11 protein-coding genes and 2 tRNA genes are annotated in these 19,347 nt (G+C 58.0%); 5 read left to right on the top strand and 8 right to left on the bottom strand.

Features of this window, described 5'->3' with window-relative positions:
* Positions 1-69 precede the first annotated feature (69 nt).
* Complete coding sequence (locus ACYZT2_RS04030) at positions 70-6,444, top strand: NEL-type E3 ubiquitin ligase domain-containing protein (RefSeq protein ID WP_461970327.1); 6,375 nt, start codon at positions 70-72, stop codon at positions 6,442-6,444.
* A 50-nt stretch (positions 6,445-6,494) separates the two neighbouring features.
* Here the strand turns inward: ACYZT2_RS04030 and dnaB are convergent, their stop codons facing one another.
* The 7 genes from dnaB to rnr all read right to left on the bottom strand — a co-directional run bounded on the left by dnaB (position 6,495) and on the right by rnr (position 13,830).
* A complete protein-coding gene (gene dnaB, locus ACYZT2_RS04025) occupies positions 6,495-7,889 on the bottom strand; it encodes a replicative DNA helicase (RefSeq protein WP_007902695.1) in 1,395 nt (464 codons plus the stop codon).
* Positions 7,890-8,025: 136 nt separating this feature from the next.
* A complete protein-coding gene (gene rplI / locus ACYZT2_RS04020; protein ID WP_461970325.1) occupies positions 8,026-8,472 on the bottom strand; it encodes a 50S ribosomal protein L9 in 447 nt (148 codons plus the stop codon).
* Between the two features lie 19 nt (positions 8,473-8,491).
* Positions 8,492-9,385, bottom strand: coding sequence for a hypothetical protein (locus ACYZT2_RS04015; RefSeq protein ID WP_461970323.1), 894 nt, complete (start codon positions 9,383-9,385; stop codon positions 8,492-8,494).
* A gap of 36 nt (positions 9,386-9,421) precedes the next feature.
* Positions 9,422-9,652, bottom strand: a complete 231-nt coding sequence (rpsR, locus tag ACYZT2_RS04010; protein WP_002551829.1) for a 30S ribosomal protein S18 — start codon at positions 9,650-9,652, stop codon at positions 9,422-9,424.
* 28 nt (positions 9,653-9,680) lie between these two features.
* A complete protein-coding gene (rpsF, locus tag ACYZT2_RS04005; protein WP_095052890.1) occupies positions 9,681-10,103 on the bottom strand; it encodes a 30S ribosomal protein S6 in 423 nt (140 codons plus the stop codon).
* A 338-nt stretch (positions 10,104-10,441) separates the two neighbouring features.
* Positions 10,442-11,203 (bottom strand): 23S rRNA (guanosine(2251)-2'-O)-methyltransferase RlmB, encoded by a 762-nt coding sequence (gene rlmB / locus ACYZT2_RS04000; protein WP_461970320.1) that lies wholly within the window; start codon positions 11,201-11,203, stop codon positions 10,442-10,444.
* Positions 11,200-13,830, bottom strand: a complete 2,631-nt coding sequence (rnr, locus tag ACYZT2_RS03995) for a ribonuclease R (protein ID WP_461970318.1) — start codon at positions 13,828-13,830, stop codon at positions 11,200-11,202. Before rnr ends, rlmB begins: the two co-directional genes overlap by 4 nt.
* A 226-nt stretch (positions 13,831-14,056) precedes the next feature.
* Between rnr and ACYZT2_RS03990 the strand changes: the two genes are divergently transcribed.
* The 4 genes from ACYZT2_RS03990 (at position 14,057) to ACYZT2_RS03975 (ending at position 17,307) form a co-directional block, all read left to right on the top strand.
* Positions 14,057-14,143, top strand: a tRNA-Leu gene (locus ACYZT2_RS03990).
* Positions 14,144-14,308: 165 nt separating this feature from the next.
* Positions 14,309-14,395, top strand: a tRNA-Leu gene (locus ACYZT2_RS03985).
* Between the two features lie 336 nt (positions 14,396-14,731).
* Positions 14,732-15,742: an iron ABC transporter substrate-binding protein gene (locus tag ACYZT2_RS03980; RefSeq protein WP_461970316.1), complete on the top strand. Its 1,011-nt coding sequence runs from the start codon at positions 14,732-14,734 to the stop codon at positions 15,740-15,742.
* Complete coding sequence (locus tag ACYZT2_RS03975; protein ID WP_461970314.1) at positions 15,742-17,307, top strand: ABC transporter permease; 1,566 nt, start codon at positions 15,742-15,744, stop codon at positions 17,305-17,307. Before ACYZT2_RS03980 ends, ACYZT2_RS03975 begins: the two co-directional genes overlap by 1 nt.
* A gap of 92 nt (positions 17,308-17,399) precedes the next feature.
* On the opposite strand, the gene ACYZT2_RS03970 is transcribed toward ACYZT2_RS03975, so the two are convergent.
* Complete coding sequence (locus tag ACYZT2_RS03970) at positions 17,400-19,334, bottom strand: methyl-accepting chemotaxis protein (protein WP_461970312.1); 1,935 nt, start codon at positions 19,332-19,334, stop codon at positions 17,400-17,402.
* Positions 19,335-19,347: the final 13 nt, after the last annotated feature.

The following is a 19,347-nucleotide window of genomic DNA, read 5'->3' as shown; positions in this document are numbered from 1 at the left end:
ACCGCACCTCAAGGCCCTGTTCGCCGTAACGTCGCTCGATCTTTGACCAGCGCATCGAGTACACAAATTATGACGAACTCCCCCGTTGCGGCCCCCGAGGCTGAACAACCGGTTTTACTGACCAGCGAACGCTGGTCCGAAATCCAGGTCTTGCAGATCATGCAGGAAAACCTGACGGCCTTTATGGGCAAACTTGACCCGGATGACCAAAAGGAATATCTGCGTTTTTGTAAAGAACACATCAAGCATGAGAAATCTCTAAACGATACCCTCAACGATTTTTACAAAGACCTTAACCTGCAACTGGTCAATGCGCTGGAAAACGCGTTGAAGGCGAAAGCTGGCCAGCCGATCAACGCACGCACCACTTACCTTAAAACCCGCGTCAGGCAATTGCCCATTTCACTGAGCGATCTTCCTGCCAACGACCAGCTCAGCGACAAGGGGCGCATCTACAAGGAAGATCTCAGTGTGCGCGAGTACGAACGCTCGCTCACCCTATTGGAAGCGGCGTACCGGAATTTCGGTTTCACGGCGTATTTTTCCACTGAAGAACAGCGCGCCAGTCACATCAGCGGTAATGCCATAAGCGTGAAAGATTTCGTAGCCGTTGCCCGTAGCGTCGATACCGGCAAGCAGATCAATGATTTCATCGAGCAAGAGTTCAACAAACGCCTTTTGACTTCGCTGTTCGGTCTGCAAAGCACAAAACTGATGATCGCCCTCTACGATGCCTATCGCACGAATGAGTCCTGGAGTATCGGCACGCAGGAGTTCAACAATTTCAAGGATTGGCTGTTCGACAACAGTATTCACTGGGATCTCTACCAACTGGATGCCGGCGGCGACAAAATCGCCATGCCGTTTTTTACCCGGCGTTTTGACACCCCGGACGGGCCGCGGGTTTTCAGTTATTTTCCGGATCGACCCAATGGCGCCCTGCGCAGGCATTCTTCGCATCAGGAGGCAGTGGATTCTCTGCAGAGCCAGATTCGCAACGACGTAGGGCTCAAGCAGTTCAGTTGGTTCATGAAGGCCATTTCCCTGAACAACCAGGAAAAGATCAGGACCTTTATCAAACCGCTCAGCGTCAACAGGGACAAGCTCTACTGGCATGCCCGAATCCTCTATGACCTGTTCGCCAGCAAGACCCCTAACCGACAAAAACTGACCGTCGAAAAGTACGGCGAGGACTTCCGCAGTCTGGCCCAGACCTTACCCATCCATCAGTCATGGCCCATACAATCGGATCTTGTACGACTGGCACGCACCAATAAGCTCGCCGACCGTGACGCCGCGGTCGCCTTGCTCACCTACCTGGTGAGTGAAACGTTATCGATGCTCCTAATCCCTGTCCCCGGTGGCGTGACAGGCCTGAGCAAAGTGATGTTGGTCGCGATGCTGGGCACCCTCGTCTATCAGACCACCGAAGCCATTTCGGCTTTGCGTCGGGGCCAACAGGCAGAATTGGTGCAAGCTGCGGGGGACATTCTGGATTTGCTGGTAGGCCTGCGGTTGCAGGGTGCAGCAAGCAAACTGTCGGCACGTCGTACGCGAAAATTGATGGAGGCATTGGGCAACCCAAATTATGCGATCGGCGCCGACGGCAAACCGAAGCTCTGGTACATCGATGCTTATGCTGGAGTCGATCCGCACGTGCTGGATGGGGTTGAACAGAACAGTCAGGGCCTGTTTGAAAAAGACCACCAACTCTATATCCAGCTGCACGTTAGCGGACAAAGCAAGTTTGTCAAAGTCACGCTGGAAAGCGGCACCGGACGTTATCGATTGACTGACACCTCCTCAAGCATTCAGCCCTTCGTCACGTATTCACAAAAACATAATCGCTGGACACTGGATCCTGTCGACACCCGTGCTCTGAATGACGCCCAGCTGCTTCAGCACATGATTTCACCCAGCCAGTTATCGCTGAGCCCGACTGCCTGCCAACGCGCGCTGAATGTAGCCGGTCTCGACCGTCAGGGGCTACTGGATGTCTGGCTCAATCACCGGCCCATTCCGCCGTCACTGACCCAGGCCCTTGAGAATCAATACCTGCGTGAAGGCCTCAGCCAATTGCAAACGGCGCTCTCGCGCAGCGAAAGCGCAATGCCTGACATCGCCGACCGGGTATTGCCCGCGCTGCTGGCAGACCTCGGCCGCTGCACAATCAAACTGTACAACTCCGATGGAACGGGGTTGCTGTCCAGCCATGTCCCGTTGCTGGCCGCCAACGAACTGCCACACCTACCGATAGAGCTGCGGCAGGACGGCAGCGATCATTACCGCACGCCTGCATCCGATTCACCGGTGGCCTCGCTGATGCATCAGGTGTTGTTCGAACATGAACGGAACAACCTGGAGAGCTCGTTGGGCAAGACAGGACCAAACCGCGAAGAACGTTGGGCGAATCGCTTGCTTGCGCTCAGGACAAAGCTGGCTCTGCACCTCGACGCTCACCAAAACGCTGTTTATGAGGCGTTACGAAGTGATCGACTGCGCCAACATCTGACCGCAACAAGCAACGCTTTTCGGTTTGCACCGACCACCAGAATCGAAAAGTCCTCCCACAATGAACAGGCCATTGGCCTAGTGCGCCGCCGCTTCCCGTATCTTTCACGCGCCATGGCCGCTGACCTGCTTCAGCGGCACACTTCATTACGTAACGTCAGTGAATACTCCGCGCTGGATCTTCCCATACGCGAAGCTATTCACAAAAGTCTGGAGCAGAGCACGATCATTGAGGCGCTGGGCGCTTTATCAGACTCGAGCGGCCGCGGGTTCAATGCGCAAAGCGAAGCCTTGTTCTGCAATCTGTTGACGCTACTGCCGGGCTGGCAAAGCGACGTCGCAGTCATGGTCTATCAAGGCAATATTGATGCTGGAGGCCGCATTACCGACCGCGGTCCCTTGCTGGACAGCTACGGAAGCGAAACCGCCGACACCTTCGTCATGCTGGTCAAATCAGGCAATCGCTATGCAGGGTATCCTCAGGGCAACGGCGATTTGCAACCTTCCACCGCAGGCGAAAACAATCTGATCAGCGTGATGTTGCGCACCCTTACCGACAGCCAACGCAAAGCCTTGGGTCTTGAGCGTGGCGATACAGGCGGCCTTACCCAAGATGTGCTCAAGCAGGCGAAAGCCCATTATGATTTCTTGCAAGCATTCCTGATTCCCTCGCGTGAGTTACCTCTCTCAAGACAAAGCCTCAACGGTTTTCGGGCAATTAATACGCGGTTGCCACCCAATGCTGATGGCGATGGCATCCATGAAGTGGGCGCGCGCAAATACGTCAATATCGACAACGCCGCCTATCAGGTCATGCTGGATAGCGACGCCTCATCGCCGGAACGCAAGGTTTGGCGCATCGTCAAGCCAAAGGATCCGGTCGCTATCGATAGTGGCAACCTTTACAACAGTAGCCGGGTCGGCGAAACGCGGGCCATTACCCGCAATGCGGCTAACCTCTGGGTCATTACCCTCGTCGGTGCGGCGGGAGGCATGCGGCGGGCAGGACATGACTGGTCCTTTCACCGGCAACTAGCCGAGCGGGCAACCGCGGCAGCCAATCGACTCTTGCGTAATCCACAGGCACGCGTTCGTAAACTGTTTCCATCCTTTGGCGAAGAGCAGATCACCGCATTTATCCGCTCATTGGGAGAGGACGGTCTGACTCGCCATGAAAACCAATACGCGACGCTCAAGCGATCGCTGAAGGATTGGGCTCAAGCAAATACGCAGGCATCCGCCTCAACTGCGACAGGACCCGAAGGAGCATGGGCGCAGCTCGTCGCGCTGGAAATCAGACGCTGTTGGCGCCGGGAAACCGGAACAGTACTCAAACTGCCAGCTGGCGGCGGAACGCTACCGGCACTCACTGCGGATTTCAGCCATGTTCGCAACCTTGATCTAGGGTCCGTCATCTGGTCCGAGACAGCCGATACATTTCTTGCGAATTTTTCTCGCCTGGAACGTCTGACGATTGCCAATTCGACGCTCGAAAGTTTACCCGCTGCGGTCGGCGAAATGAGCCAACTGGTCTCTCTGGATCTGCATTCAAGCCACCTCACCCTCGATGCTCAAAATTCCGCCAGGCTGAGTCACCTCAGCCAGCTCCAGAACATCGATCTGTCGGACAACCCCTTGGCAATGACGCCTGACTTCAGCGCCATGTCCGGATTGAGAATCGTCGACCTGCATCGCACCGGCATCGACCAATGGCCGACGGGATTGCACTATCAGACCAGCCTGCAAACCATCGATTTGCGGTTCAATCGATTGCGCGAAATGCCGCAAACTCACCTCAATCCCGCTGCGGATCAGCTCGCGGTGATCGCCATGATCAATGCCGCCACTCTGCTCGACGGCAATGATTTTCCTCCCGGTCACCTGGAACAATTTGAAATCAACGTGCGACGTTCCAATCAAGTGCCGGATCTGATGACGAACTCGCCCGCTGAAGCCGCTGACAAGGAAATTCCCAGCGTGGAGAGGGTTCAGCGCCTCTATCCGACGAAAAGCATTGAGGAAGCCAATGTATTTATCGCTGGGCTAGGTGAAGGAGCGGCTACTGAGCTGGCCCGGCTGGAACAGGAACTCACTACGCTGCAAAGTCAGTTGGACTCCTGGTCATTCTCAGGGGGCAGCGGCGCCCGCCATCAATACGTTCGGTCCAATCAGGTGGGTATCAACGCGGCTGCGCGAGATGACCGATACACCGCCAGGGATCGTATTCTGCGCTGTTGGCGACGGGAAACACCGCAGCAGATTTCAGCTGCCAACGGTGAGCCAATTGGTCTGGAGCTCAATTTGGGGGGGTTGAACCTTCCAAACCTGCCAGACCTGGATGCGGACTTCAGCCATGTCGGTTCGCTCAATTTGAACAATATGAATCTGAGCGCATCCCCCGAAGGGTTTTTGACCCGCTACAGGCATCTTCGCTGGCTCAACTTGGCAAGCAATCAGCTCAGGGAATTACCTCCCGCGCTCGGTGAAATGAATGGTCTCACGCGTTTGGCCCTACAAAACAATCAGATCCGCCTGACACCTGATACGGCCCGAATATTGTCCGAACGAGTGACACTGAGAGCGATTTCGCTCGCCGGCAATCCAATCGAGTCAACACCAGACTTCAGCCAGATGACGGATCTGCGGGTAATCAACATGAGAAATACGGGTATCGAATCCTGGCCTACTGGTGTGGGCGCGCAGCCTGCGCTGGAACTCATACAATTAGCCGATAACATGATTACGACGATTCCGGATTCCGTTATTGATCCGCCGGACAATGATCGTGCGCGAATGTCGCGAGTCAATCACCTCACCGATGTGTCCGGCAATCCCCTGTCCGTGGAGACAATGCAGCGAGTCGCCAATTATGCGGTGCGACTGCTGGAGGCGGGATTGACCGTAATAGGCAGACCAAACAGGTTAGTGGTCACCGCCGCAAATGGCGGGCGACGACTATTGCCAGCCGCTCAGGTAGAAACACCGTTTCGCCAATGGATGGCAGGATTTGATCCCGACCAGATTGCTCTCAGAAGCACTCAGTGGCATGCGCTTCGCCAACAGCAGGGCGCGGATGCTTTCTTTATCTTGCTTGAACGACTGGAACCGCTCGGCGCCGGCCAGGCAGACCTTCAACGTCGGGTCTGGGAGGTCATTGACGCCATCACCGAAAACAATATGGAGTCCGAGCGCCTGCGCAACGAAATTTTTGATCGCGCAGGTGAACCGAAATGCTGTGACCGTGCGGCGTTCTCTTTCAGTAACCTTGAGACAACGGTGATGGTTTACAGGGCCGGTACTCAAGCCATGGATCAATCGCAAGGCGTGCAGTTGTCGACCCTGTCCAGAGGCCTGCTTCGATTGCATGAAGTCGACAAGATCGCATCGGCCGACATTCAACGCAGCGAAGCAGTGATCAACGATCCGGCTGTACCTGAAGCGGAGAAAAGTAGCCACCGCACTCGTCTGAACGAAGAGGTCGAGATCAGGCTGGCCTATCGCCACGGACTCAAGGACCGGCTCCAGTTGCCGGGGCAGCCTCCGCGAGTGGCCTTCACCCATATGGTCGGGGTGAGCCAAACGATGTTGGATGCCGCCTATGAAAAAGTCGTCGCGCTGGACAATTCCCCCGAAGAGTTTCAAGCACTGGTTTCGAGAGAGTTTTGGCAGGACTACGTGACAAACAAATATCGGCCGCAATTTGAAGCGCAACGCCAGCCTTGGCAGGAACGACTTGACGTCTTGCGCGACAGTTTTGCAGCACAGGAACTATCAGAGACCGAGTACAAGGCGCAAACCAATGACCAGCAGGCGCAGCTGGCCATTGCAGAAGCCGAGTTGATCCAGACGCTGACTCGGCAAGAGCTGGCCGAGTATGCGCAGGCCGCAGTTGCCAGCAATCCGCCCGAAGAACAAATACCGTCGCAGCAGTAAGCGTTTACACCAACATCGGTAAGGCTGGCCGAATGGTTGTTGGCCAGCCTTTACTCGTCGTCGAAGTTGTAGCTACCCGGCGCGAGATTTTCGAAGCGGGTGTACTTGCCGATGAACGCCAGCCGGGACGTGCCGATCGGGCCGTTCCGCTGTTTACCGATGATGATCTCGGCGATGCCTTTGTGCTCGGTTTCCGGGTGATAGACCTCGTCCCGATAAACAAACATGATCACGTCAGCATCCTGCTCGATCGCTCCGGATTCCCGCAAGTCGGAGTTGATCGGGCGTTTGTTCGGTCGTTGTTCCAGGGAGCGGTTGAGCTGGGACAGCGCCACTACCGGGCAGTTGAATTCCTTGGCGAGGGCTTTCAAGGAACGGGAAATCTCGGAAATTTCGTTGGTCCGGTTGTCGCCGCCGGAACCTGGAATCTGCATCAACTGCAGGTAGTCGATCATGATCAGGGCGATGTCGCCGTGTTCACGCACCAGACGCCGGGTCCGCGCGCGCATCTCCGACGGACTGATACCGGCCGTGTCGTCGATGAACAGCTTGCGATCGTTCAGCAGGTTGACCGCCGAGGTCAGGCGTGGCCAATCGTCGTCGTCCAGGCGACCGGCCCGGACTTTGGTCTGGTCGATACGCCCAAGGGACGAAAGCATACGCATGATCAGCGATTCGCCTGGCATCTCCAGCGAGTAAACCAGTACGCACTTGTCGCTGCGCAACACGGCGTTTTCCACCAGGTTCATCGCAAAGGTGGTTTTACCCATGGACGGACGACCGGCGACGATGATCAGGTCGGAAGGCTGCAAGCCGCTGGTCTTCTCGTCGAGGTCGGTATAACCGGTGGACAGGCCGGTGATGGCGTTGTCGGTGTTGAACAAGGTGTCGATGCGGTCGATAGCCTTGGTCAGCAAGTCATTCACGCTCACCGGGCCGCCGGTTTTTGGCCGGGCCTCGGCGATCTGGAAGATCTGCCGCTCAGCTTCGTCGAGAATCTCTTCAGCCGTGCGGCCTTCCGGGTTGAAAGCGCTGTCGGCAATTTCGGTGGCGATGCCGATCAACTGCCGCAACGTCGCCCGTGCACGAACGATTTGCGCATAGGCCTTGATGTTGGCGACGGACGGCGTGTTTTTCGCCAACTCGCCGAGGTAACCGAGGCCACCGACTTGCGAGGTCTGACCTTCCTTGTCCAATTGCTCGGCAAGGGTCACGACGTCGATCGGGGAGTTCTGGTCCGCCAACTTGGCGATGGCCCGGAAGATCAGGCGGTGGTCATGTCGATAGAAATCGCCGTCGGAGACCTGATCGAGCACGCGTTCCCAGGCGTTGTTGTCCAGCATCAAACCACCGAGCACGGCCTGTTCGGCCTCGATGGAATGCGGCGGCACCTTCAGGGCAGCGGTTTGCAGATCATATTGCTCGGGAGCGGAGATATCGTTCATGGCCACTTGGTTTATCAGGAAAAGCAGGGATTATGAAAAATCAGGAACTGCAGAAAGACAAAGGGCACGACCTGTAAACAGGATCGTGCCCGATGTTACCGGCAAGCACCCGAGGGTGCCAGCCGACAAGTGCTGCTTAAGCTGCTACCACGACAACGCGTACGGTGGCTTCAACTTCGGCGTGCAGGTGCACGGCTACGTCGAATTCGCCTACGTTGCGGATGGTGCCGTTCGGCAGACGAACTTCGCTTTTTGCAACTTCAACGCCAGAGGCGGTCAGTGCATCAGCGATGTCGTGGGTGCCGATCGAACCGAACAGCTTGCCTTCGTCACCAGCGGTGGCAGTGATAGTCACTTCCAGCTCAGCCAGTTGGGCGGCACGGCTTTCAGCCGAAGTTTTACGGTCTGCTGCGGCTTTTTCCAGCTCAGCGCGACGCTCTTCGAACGCAGCCAGGTTGGCAGCGGTCGCAGCGGTAGCTTTGCCGTAAGGCAGCAGGAAGTTACGACCGTAACCAGCCTTAACGTTCACTTTGTCACCCAGGTTGCCCAGGTTGGTGACTTTTTCCAGAAGGATCAGTTGCATGTGAAAATCCTCTTAACTTTTAACCTTCACCGTTCGCGTTATCGGCATCTTTCGGTGCCGAACGACCGCGAAAATCAATCAGGCTGTCGACGATGGCCAAGACCACCAGCAACGGATAGATCAGCTGCATGAACAGCAACAGCGTGACGTACAACCCCACCAGCCAGAATTTGGCCAGTCGCTTTTGCGCCACCAGCCCGTGAATCAGGGCCAGCCCGGCGAACACCAGCGGTACGCTGCACAACGGTGTCAACATGGCCATCTGCGAGCCTAAGTTAGGCCCCAGAAGCATCAACACCAGCAGCAACATCGCCGGTAAAAGCGGGATTCGGATGGCGCGAAACTCGCGACCAAAACCACCCGGGTTGTACAACAACGCCTGCCAGTAGCGCCCGACAATCAGGCTCAGCACACTGACGATTTGCAACAAAGCCGCAATCAGGCCGGTCAGGACCGGTGCAATCAGGGACGCGAAACGCGCTTGCTCGTCTACCGACAATTGCTGGTAGACATCACCGAGTAGCGACGGCATGACTTTTATCAAAGCCTGCGCCAGCATCTCGATCTGGGGCGCAAAAGCCGCCCCCAGCACCACTGAAAACACCAATCCCATCGCTATGCTGACCAGCAGCACGCGGTTCCAGGACTCGCTTGCGCGCAAAACCAACGCAAGGCTCGAAGACCCCAGCAGCACCAGAAGTGCCCGTGGGTCGTCGGAGTAAAGCCACCAGCCCAATGCCGGCAGCAGTCCCAGAGCAAGAACGCCCAAGGCGTCCTTCAATCCGCGCCGCAGGAGCACAAGGCATCCTGCGGCAGCACCCAACCAATACAACAACGGCAACGCTGCGCATCCGGCCACTACCAGAGTGGCCTGCATACGGCCGCGCATGATGAACTCAGCTAAGGCGCGCATGCATTCAATCCTTTGCTACGTGTCGACTGCCCGGTCTCAGCGGCCGTGGCTGTCGGTGTAGGCCAGCAGGGCCAGGAAGCGGGCGCGCTTGATAGCGGTGGCCAGCTGACGCTGATAACGAGCTTTGGTACCGGTGATGCGGCTTGGAACGATTTTGCCGGTCTCGGATACGTAAGCTTTCAGAGTGTTGAGATCTTTGTAATCGATCTCTTTCACGTCTTCAGCGGTGAAGCGGCAGAATTTACGACGACGGAAGAAACGTGCCATGTAATAGGCTCCTCAAAAGGTCCGTGGATTACTCGTCAGCGTTATCGCTGGCGTCGCTGTCATCACCATCAACGCTATCAGCGTCGGAGTGCTCAGGACGGTCGCGACGCTCACGGCGCTCACTGCGGTTTTCTTCAGCCTTGAGCATCTCGGATTGGCCGGTAACGGCTTCTTCGCGACGGATGACCAGGTTACGGATCACTGCATCGTTGTAGCGGAAGTTGTCTTCCAGCTCGGCCAGGGCCTTGCCGGTGCATTCAACGTTCAGCATCACGTAGTGAGCCTTGTGAACATTGTTGATTGCGTAGGCCAGTTGACGACGGCCCCAATCTTCCAGACGGTGGATTTTGCCGCCGTCTTCTTCGATCAGCTTGGTGTAACGCTCAACCATGCCGCCGACTTGCTCGCTTTGATCCGGGTGGACCAAAAAGATGATTTCGTAATGACGCATGAATGCTCCTTACGGGTTGTAGCCTGCCGCTCAAAAGCGGTCAGACAAGGAGTGAATGACACTTATGGACTTGCTTGCGATAGACACATGCGTGCCTGCCGTCACAGCAAGGGGCGCAATTGTAGAGAAGGGACAGAACAGGCGCAAGGCAATTGGTGATTATTTGAACAATCACCTGAACTCAAATCCGAACACCTGTAGGACTGCTGGACTGTAGGAGCTGTCGAGTGAAACGAGGCTGCGATCTTTTGACTTTGATTTTTCAAGATCAAAAGATCGCAGCCTCGTTTCACTCGACAGCTCCTACATAGCTCCTACACAGCTCCTACAGGGGCGTGTCAGGACTTTTTGGTGGCAGCTTTGACGCCACGCTGGCGCAGGGCCTCGAACAGGCACACGCCAGTCGCCACGGAAACGTTGAGACTGCTGACACTGCCCGCCATCGGCAAGCGCACCAGATAGTCGCAAAGATCGCGAGTCAGGCGGCGCATTCCGCTGCCCTCAGCCCCCATGATCAGGATGGTCGGGCCAGTCAGGTCTTGCTGATACAGTTCCTGCTCAGCCTCGCCCGCCGTACCGACGACCCACAAGCCACGCTGCTTGAGTTTTTCCAGGGTGCGCGCCAGGTTGGTCACCGCCACCAAAGGAATCACTTCCGCCGCGCCGCAAGCGACTTTACGCACCGTCGGGGTCAGGGTGGCTGACTTGTCCTTTGGCACGATCACCGCCAGCGCGCCGGCCGCATCGGCCGAACGCAGGCAAGCGCCGAGGTTGTGCGGATCGGTCACGCCGTCGAGCACCAGCAACAGCGGTGCGCCTTCAGTGCGATCGAGCAATTCGTCGAGCATCGCCTCGCCCCAGACCTGACTCGGACTCACGTCCGCGACCACGCCCTGGTGCACGCCATCTACCCACGCATCCAGCTCACGACGCTCAGCCTGACCGACCGCTACGCGATTTTCGGCAGCGAGCTCGATCAGCGTCTGCACCCGCGGATCACTGCGGCCTTCAGCCAGCCAGATCTGCTTGACGCGTTTTGGGTGGTGACGCAGCAACGCTTCTACAGCGTGCACGCCATAGATCTTTTCCAACTGACTCATGACTTGGCCTTAGGTTTACGCGCCCCGCCGCTTCTGGCGGCTGGAGCGGAACCCGCTTTTGGCGGGCCTTTACGGTGTTTGCTTGGTTTGGCTGGCTTGCCGCCGGAGGCCTTTTCAGGCGCCGACCGCCCGGTCTTTCCCCCAGACGCCGCTTTACCGCCGCTTTTCGCTTCAGACAGCAACGCCTGTTTCAGTTCACGACTTTTGCGCAACTCGGCATTTTTTGCCGCGGCATCGCTCGGGCGATAGGCTTCGACAGCCTTTTCCTTCGCAGGACGACGGCCGGTTTTCGCCGGTGCCGGCTCTGCAGCGGTTTTAGCTGCTGGAGCGGTGGTTTCAGCCCCACGCTTCTTGCGGCCGATTGGCGCGCTGATGGTTTTTTCAGCCATCTCGAAGTCGATCTTGCGCTCGTCGAGGTCGACGCGCATCACGCGCACTTCAACGGTGTCGCCAAGGCGGAAGTTGCGACCGGTACGTTCACCGGCGAGGCGGTGGTGTACAGGATCGAAGTGGTAGTAATCACCCGGCAGCGCAGTGACGTGCACCAGGCCCTCGACGTAAATGTCGGTCAGTTCGACGAACAGGCCGAAACCGGTCACAGCGGTGATCACACCCGGGAACGATTCGCCCACGCGGTCTTTCATGAACTCGCACTTGAGCCAGTTCACTACGTCGCGGGTCGCTTCGTCAGCACGGCGCTCGCTCATCGAGCACTGCTCGCCGAGCTGCTCCAGGATCGCTTCGTCGTACGGATAGATGCGCGCTTTCGGAATGATCATCGCGCCGGCACGGCGAACGTGCGGGGTATCCATTTTCGAGTGGATGACGCTGCGGATCGCTCGGTGCGTGAGCAAGTCCGGGTAACGGCGAATCGGCGAAGTGAAGTGCGTATAGGCTTCGTAATTCAGGCCGAAGTGGCCCTGGTTATCAGCGCTGTACACCGCTTGGCTCAACGAACGCAGCATGACGGTCTGGATCAGGTGGAAATCCGGACGGTCCTTGATGCTTGCCAGCAAAGCCTGGTAATCCTTCGGCGACGGACCATCCTTGCCTTTGTGCAGGGACAGGCCGAGCTCGCCAAGGAAGGCGCGCAGTTTTTCCAGACGCTCCGGTGGCGGGCCGTCGTGGACGCGATACAACGCAGGGATTTCGTGCTTTTTCAGGAATTCGGCAGTGGCCACGTTGGCCGCCAGCATGCATTCCTCGATCAGCTTGTGGGCGTCGTTGCGAACGGTCGGACGGATTTCGGCAATCTTGCGCTCGGAACCGAAGATGATCCGGGTTTCCTGCGTTTCGAAATCGATCGCGCCGCGCACGTGACGGGCTGCCAGCAGAACCTTGTACAGCGCATACAGCTGCTTGAGGTGCGGCAGGACGTCGGTGTACTCACCACGAAGCTGACGCGCTTCGGTGGCTTTCGGCGTCTCAAGCATGGCGCTGACTTTGTTGTAGGTCAGGCGAGCGTGGGAGTGAATCACCGCTTCGTAGAAGCAGTAGTCGGTCATCTCGCCGGATTTGGAGATGGTCATCTCGCACACCATGGCCAGGCGATCGACGTGCGGGTTCAGCGAGCACAGGCCGTTGGACAGCTGCTCTGGCAGCATCGGCACGACGCGCGCGGGGAAGTACACCGAGTTGCCACGAACCTGGGATTCGTTATCCAGCGCCGAACCGATTTTCACGTAGCTGGAAACGTCTGCGATCGCCACATACAACTTCCAGCCACCGGAGAACAGGCGCAGCTTGCCCGGTTTGGCCTCGCAGTAGACCGCGTCATCGAAGTCGCGGGCATCTTCGCCGTCGATGGTCACGAACGGCAGATGACGCAGATCGATGCGCTTCTCTTTGTCTTTCTCTTCGACTTCCGGCTTGAGCTTGGCGGCTTCTTTGAGCACCGCTTCAGGCCAGACGTGAGGAATATCGTAGGTGCGCAGGGCGACATCGATTTCCATGCCCGGCGCCATGTAGTTACCCACGACTTCGACCACGTCGCCTTGCGGCTGGAAGCGTGGCGTCGGCCAGTGGGTGATCTTCACTTCGACGAACTGACCGACCTGGGCGTTGGCGTTGCGGCCCGGAGTCACCAGCACTTCTTGCTGGATCTTCGGATTGTCCGCGACGACGAAACCGATACCGCCCTCTTCGAAGTAACGACCGACGATGGTCTCGTGGGCACGGGACACCACTTCGACGATCATGCCTTCGCGGCGACCGCGACGGTCGAGGCCGGAAACACGGGCCAGGGCACGGTCGCCATCGAACACCAGACGCATTTGCCCCGGGCTCATAAACAGGTCGTCACTGCCGTCATCCGGGACCAGAAAGCCGAAGCCGTCACGGTGACCGCTGATGCGGCCCAGGATCAGGTCGAGCTTGTCCACCGGCGCATAAGTGCCACGACGGGTATAGATGAGTTGAGCGTCGCGCTCCATGGCGCGCAGGCGGCGACGCAGGGCTTCGATCTGGTCTTCTGTGGTCAGACCAAACTCTTCGACCAGCTGCTCGCGGTTAGCAGGCGAACCTCGATCAGCAAGGTGCTGAAGGATCAGTTCGCGGCTAGGAATAGGGTTTTCATATTTTTCCGCTTCACGAGCGGCCTCGGGATCGAGGGACTGCCAATCGGCCATTAGAGAGTTTTCACCTTGTCTATATGCGGGTTAGTTTGGCATAGGCGTAATGAAACGGGAAATTTCAGGCTATGACAGCCCATCTAAAGCCCTTTATCGACATCGCAAAGCTGATTTGAATACCACTGGAGAAATTTTCCAGGTTTTTTCGATGTCGGGGGTTTACAGTTAAAAAGACGCTCCGTATAGTGCGCGCCATCGACGACGCACACGCGCTGCCGATACTGCCCAGATGGTGAAATTGGTAGACACGCCAGCTTCAGGTGCTGGTGACCGCAAGGTCGTGGAAGTTCGAGTCTTCTTCTGGGCACCAATTTCGAGCTTGAGATTAGAACAATTTCAAGGCTCACACAAAAACCCGCGAAAGCGGGTTTTTGCATTTCAGGCTTCCGGTTTATTAAAACTAAATCAGGGGTTTACAGATCAAAATGCTCTCCGTATAGTGCGCCACATCAACAGCGGCAACGCTTGCGATACTGCCCAGATGGTGAAATTGGTAGACACGCCAGCTTCAGGTGCTGGTGACCGCAAGGTCGTGGAAGTTCGAGTCTTCTTCTGGGCACCAATTCAAATTCAAGGTCACGATCTTGAATTTCACAGAAACCCGCGAAAGCGGGTTTTTGCGTTTCTGGCTTTCGAAAAACCCAAGCCATTACTTCCCTGTGGCGAGGGGGCTTGCCCCCGCTGGGTCGCGAAGCGGCCCTCTTCATTCTTCCAGCCACACCTTATTATCAGATTTTGCGACTGCTTCGCAGCCGAACGGGGGCGAGCCCCCTCACCACAAAGGCCCGCTCCAACCCCCTCTAGCAAACACTCCTCAGACCCGCAAGACGCACTTGAGAAACAATATCGTTTATCATTGTTACAAGATTTTGCAATGCGACAGTGAGGAACCCTGCGAATGATGTTTCGAAATACCCTGCGCCGCGGCCTGACCATCACTCTGCTCGGCCTGACACTTGCCACTCCCCTCATCCAAGCCGCCGATCCGGTTTCCCTGACACTCTACAACGGCCAACACAAGGAAGTCGGCGACGCTGTCGCCAAAGCCTTCGAAACCAAGACCGGGATTCACGTCAATGTGCGCAAGGGCAGCAGCAACCAGCTCGCCAGCCAGATCGTCGAAGAAGGCGATCGCTCCCCCGCCGACGTGATCTACACCGAAGAATCCCCACCGCTGAACAAACTCGGCGAACAAGGCCTGCTGGCCCAGACCGACGCCGCTACCCTCGCCGTTCTGCCAAAAGACTACGTTGCCGGAAACGGGACCTGGATCGGTATCACTGCGCGAGTCCGCGTGGTTGCGTTCAATCCAAAATTGATCGATGAAAAAGACTTGCCTAAGTCGGTAATGGAATTCTCCGATCCGAAATGGCAAGGCAAGGTCGGCTTCGTGCCCACCAGCGGCGCATTTCAGGAACAAGCCGTAGCAATCATCAAAGTGCACGGCATGGATGCAGCTGAAGAATGGCTGACCGGCCTGCGCGCTTTCGGCAAGACCTACAGCAACAACATGGTCGCGCTGAAGGCTGTGGAAAACGGTGAAGTCGCCACCGTGCTGGTGAACAATTACTACTGGTTCGCCTTGCAGCGTGAAAAAGGCCAGCTCGATTCGAAACTGCATTACTTCACCGGCGGCGACGTCGGCGGGTTGATCACCGTTTCCAGCGCTGCCGTACTGAAATCCAGCAAGCATCCAAAAGAAGCCCAGCAGTTCCTCGCCTACATGGCGAGCGAAGAAGGTCAGCGAGTGATCACCCAGACCACCGCCGAATACCCGCTGCACAAAGGCATGAAATCGGATCGCGGCCTCAAACCGTTGAGCGAACTACAAGCACCAAAAGTCACGCCAGCCGATCTCGGCAATGCCGAAGAAGCCCTGGACCTGGAACGTGACGTTGGCTTGAACTGATGAGCGCATCGTTATCTGCCCCCGCCTTGCGCGGGGGCTACGTGCCACGGCGCAAGCGTCCGTCGATCTGGTTGTTGCTACCGGTTTTGCTGCTGGTGGTGCTCAGTCTATTGCCACTGGCTTATGTCGGCCTCAAGACCTGGCAGGCCGGCTGGGCTGAGGCGCTGCATCTGTTGTGGCGCCCCTACGTGTTTGGCCTGCTGCGTAATACGCTGGCGCTGATGATGGGCGTCACGCTGGCCTGCGGTGTGATTGGCTTGTCGCTCGCCTGGTTGCTGGAACGCAGCAATCTGCCGGGGCGACGGCTATGGGGCGTGATCCTGTGTCTGCCATTCGCGGTGCCGGCGTTTGTCAGCAGCTTCAGCTGGGTCTCCCTGAGCGCTCACTTCGAAGGGCTGGGCGGGGCGATCCTGGTGATGACCCTGTCCAAATACCCGCTGATTTTTCTGCCGGTGGCGGCAACCCTGCGCAATCTCGATCCGTCCCTGGAGGAGTCCGCACGAACCCTGGGGCAGAATCGCTGGGGTGTGTTCTTTAAAATCACCCTGCCGCTGCTCTGGCCGTCACTGCTGGCCGGTTCGCTGCTGATTGCGCTGCACATGCTGGTGGAGTTCGGCGCGCTGTCGATCATCGGCCTGCAGACTTTCACGACAGCGATCTACCAACAGTTCGAGTTGGAGTTCAGCAACGCTAACGCAGCAATGCTTTCGGCGGTGCTGTTGGCGCTGTGTCTGGTGCTGCTGTGGCTAGAGCTACGCGTGCGTGGCAAGGGCCGACATGTGCGCACCGGCCAAGGCGCGGCGCGACATGCGCAACAGGTTCACCTGGGGCACTGGTCTGGCGCCGGACAACTTTATTGCCTGGCATTGGCGATCATTGGCAGTGGCATCCCGTTGGGGATGCTTTCCTATTGGCTGGCGGTTGGCTCGTCGGCAGCATTCCCGGTGGTAGCTATCAGCGAGGCTCTGTTGTCTTCCTTGGCTCTGTCGCTTGGTGGCGCAGCGCTGTGCCTGGTGCTCGCGGTGCCGGTGGGATTACTGGTGGTGCGTCATAAAGGCCGACTGGCAATCTGGGCCGAGCGTCTGCCATATCTGCTGCATGCATTGCCGGGATTGGTGATTGCGCTGACCCTGGTGTATTTCGCCCTGCATTATGTGCCGGTGCTGTACCAGACCTCGGCGCTGCTGCTGATCGCTTATGCGCTGTTGTTTCTGCCGTTGGCCCAGGCACCGATTCGCACCGCACTGAACAAGGCAGCGCCACAACTGGAGGAGGCCGCACGCACGCTGGGGGCCTCATCCTTCAGCGCGTTTTGTCGGGTGACGTTGCCGATTATCTTCCCCGCCTTGGGGGCAGCCTTTGCGCTGGTGTTTCTGGATGCGATGAAGGAGCTGACAGCGACGCTGCTGCTGAGTCCGACCGGGCTCAATACGTTGGCGACGGAAGTCTGGGCGCATACCGCGAATGTGGAGTTTGCGGCGGCAGCGCCTTATGCGGCGTTGTTGATATTGGTATCGGGGTTGCCGGTTTATTTGTTAACAACCCGGATGTATTTGGGCCGTTGAAAAGCTTCGCGGGCAAGCCTCGCTCCTACAAGGATTGCGCCATCCCTGTAGGAGCGAGGCTTGCCCGCGAAGGCGTCGGCCCTGACAAAACATCAAGCCCTGAACTGCCCCAGGCTCGCCTTCAACTGCGCCGCCAAGCCATCCAGCACCTTGCCACTCGCCGTAGTTTCCACCACCGCCTGAGCAGCCTTCTCAGCCTGCGCATGAATGGTCTCAACCCGCCCCCGCACGGCCTGTGCACCTTGCGCCTGATGCGCCGCGGCCTGGGTCGCCAGACCGATCGCCGCATGCACCTGCTCGACCGACGCCTGCACCGACTGCTGCAACCGCGCACTGTCGCGCAACACCAGCAAACCTTCGCTGGCCTGACGTCCAGCTTGCCCGATTGCTGCAACAGCCTCGCGCGCGCCCTGCTGCAGCGCAACGATGTGGGCCTGAATGTCGCCGGTTGAACTCTGAGTCTTGCTCGCCAGTGCCCGCACCTCATCCGCCACCACGGCAAACCCGCGACCGGTCTCGCCGGCACGCGCCGCCTCAATGGCCGCGTTCAACGCCAGCAAGTTGGTTTGTTCGGCGATCCCGTGAATCACCGTCAGCACCACTTCAATCTGCTCACTCTGCTGCGCCAGGCGCTCGATGACTTTCGCCCCCGTATCGACCTGTCCGGCCAACGCCTCAATGAGGCTGCCGACTTTCGCCGAGGTCCGAGTGTTTTCATCCGTGGCCTGACGAATGCCCACCACCTGCTGTAAAGCGGCCTGCATGGCGTGGCTTTCAGACTGGGCTTCGTCAGCCATTTGCGACAACGCCCGCAAGCTTTCGGCCACTTCATCGCGCTGCATGCCCGCCGCTGCATCCGCACCGGCATTGCGCAGGGTCATGGCGCCGATTTCCACGCCGGTACGCTGGGCCACATCGCCCGCCTCACGTACGATCGGCTGCAACTTATCCACAAAGCGATTGACCGCCGAAGCCATATCGCCAATCTCATCCTGGCTGTTGATCTGCACACGTTTGGTCAGATCGCCCTCGCCTGCCGCCAGGTCATCCATGGCGGCGATCAGCAGCTTCAAGCGATTGACCACTCGACGGCCCAGCACCACCGCCAGCAACAGCAGCACACCAAAACCCACCAGCGCCAGGCCCATGCCAATGCGCCAGCGCAAAGTCCCGGCAGCTTCCTGCACGGCACTGGTGGTATTGGCTTTCATTTCAGTGGCAGTGGACTGCGCCGATTGCAGACGCCCGCGCATCGCCGTTGCGCTGTCAGCTGCCGCGCCCTTGAGGCTGTCACCCACCAATTGATCGCTGCTGGCGATCAGCGCCGAGAAGCGCTTGTCCAGCGCCGCCAGATCGGTTTCCACGGAAGCGGTCGAGACGCCCATCAAAACCTTGCCGATCTCCACCCCATTGGGGTTGATCGAAGCTTCAAGGTAGTAGACCGACGGATCGTTCTTCGCCGCATCCAGCACCTTGTCCAGCGCCCGCTCGCCCTGGCCTTTTTCCAGAAGCGCCTTGTTGATCGGGTTCTCCCGGTTGAGGTAGCGCGTCAGATGCTGGCCCGTGGCGTCGTCGTAGACCACGAACAACACATTGGGATTACGCTGGGCACGGCGAGCGAATTCGGACAGGGTGGGAATGTCGCTGTCCCACATGGCGCGGGGTGCGACCGAGGCCAGAAGCTGCGCCATGTCGTTGGCCGAATCCTTCAGGTCCTTCTCCAGCGTCGTACGCAGTTGCGCCTGCTCGTCCTTCAGACGCGAAGACAGCCCGGCCGTCAGGCGCTGACGGGTACTGGTGGACAGGTTATCCAGGCTCGACGTGACTTCACGCCCTGCCTGCTCAAGCTCACCAGAGAGCTTTCGGCTGTCGGCGTCCAACCGCATACCCAAATCAGCTTCCAGCGCAGTCACTGTGCTCCGGGTCAGAGCGACAGCTACCAGCACCTGCACCAAAAGGGCGATACCAAGGGTAACGAACACGGGCCGCAAGAGACGGCTTTGTAACAGTGAGAGAACGGCCGACACTGAAAATCCCTCT

Source organism: Pseudomonas sp. MDT1-85, from assembly GCF_054898065.1.
The sequence above is the reverse complement of the archived record's forward strand: the minus strand, read 5'-3'. Positions and strand labels throughout refer to the sequence as shown.

Coding starts and splice junctions, on each gene's coding strand:
- rpsF (WP_095052890.1), bottom strand. CDS start 10,103: ATGCGTCATTACGAAATCATCTTTTTGGTCCACCCGGATCAAAGCGAG.
- ACYZT2_RS04015 (WP_461970323.1), bottom strand. CDS start 9,385: ATGCGCGCCTTAGCTGAGTTCATCATGCGCGGCCGTATGCAGGCCACT.
- ACYZT2_RS04030 (WP_461970327.1), top strand. CDS start 70: ATGACGAACTCCCCCGTTGCGGCCCCCGAGGCTGAACAACCGGTTTTA.
- rpsR (WP_002551829.1), bottom strand. CDS start 9,652: ATGGCACGTTTCTTCCGTCGTCGTAAATTCTGCCGCTTCACCGCTGAA.
- rnr (WP_461970318.1), bottom strand. CDS start 13,830: ATGGCCGATTGGCAGTCCCTCGATCCCGAGGCCGCTCGTGAAGCGGAA.
- ACYZT2_RS03980 (WP_461970316.1), top strand. CDS start 14,732: ATGATGTTTCGAAATACCCTGCGCCGCGGCCTGACCATCACTCTGCTC.
- dnaB (WP_007902695.1), bottom strand. CDS start 7,889: ATGAACGATATCTCCGCTCCCGAGCAATATGATCTGCAAACCGCTGCC.
- rplI (WP_461970325.1), bottom strand. CDS start 8,472: ATGCAACTGATCCTTCTGGAAAAAGTCACCAACCTGGGCAACCTGGGT.
- rlmB (WP_461970320.1), bottom strand. CDS start 11,203: ATGAGTCAGTTGGAAAAGATCTATGGCGTGCACGCTGTAGAAGCGTTG.
- ACYZT2_RS03975 (WP_461970314.1), top strand. CDS start 15,742: ATGAGCGCATCGTTATCTGCCCCCGCCTTGCGCGGGGGCTACGTGCCA.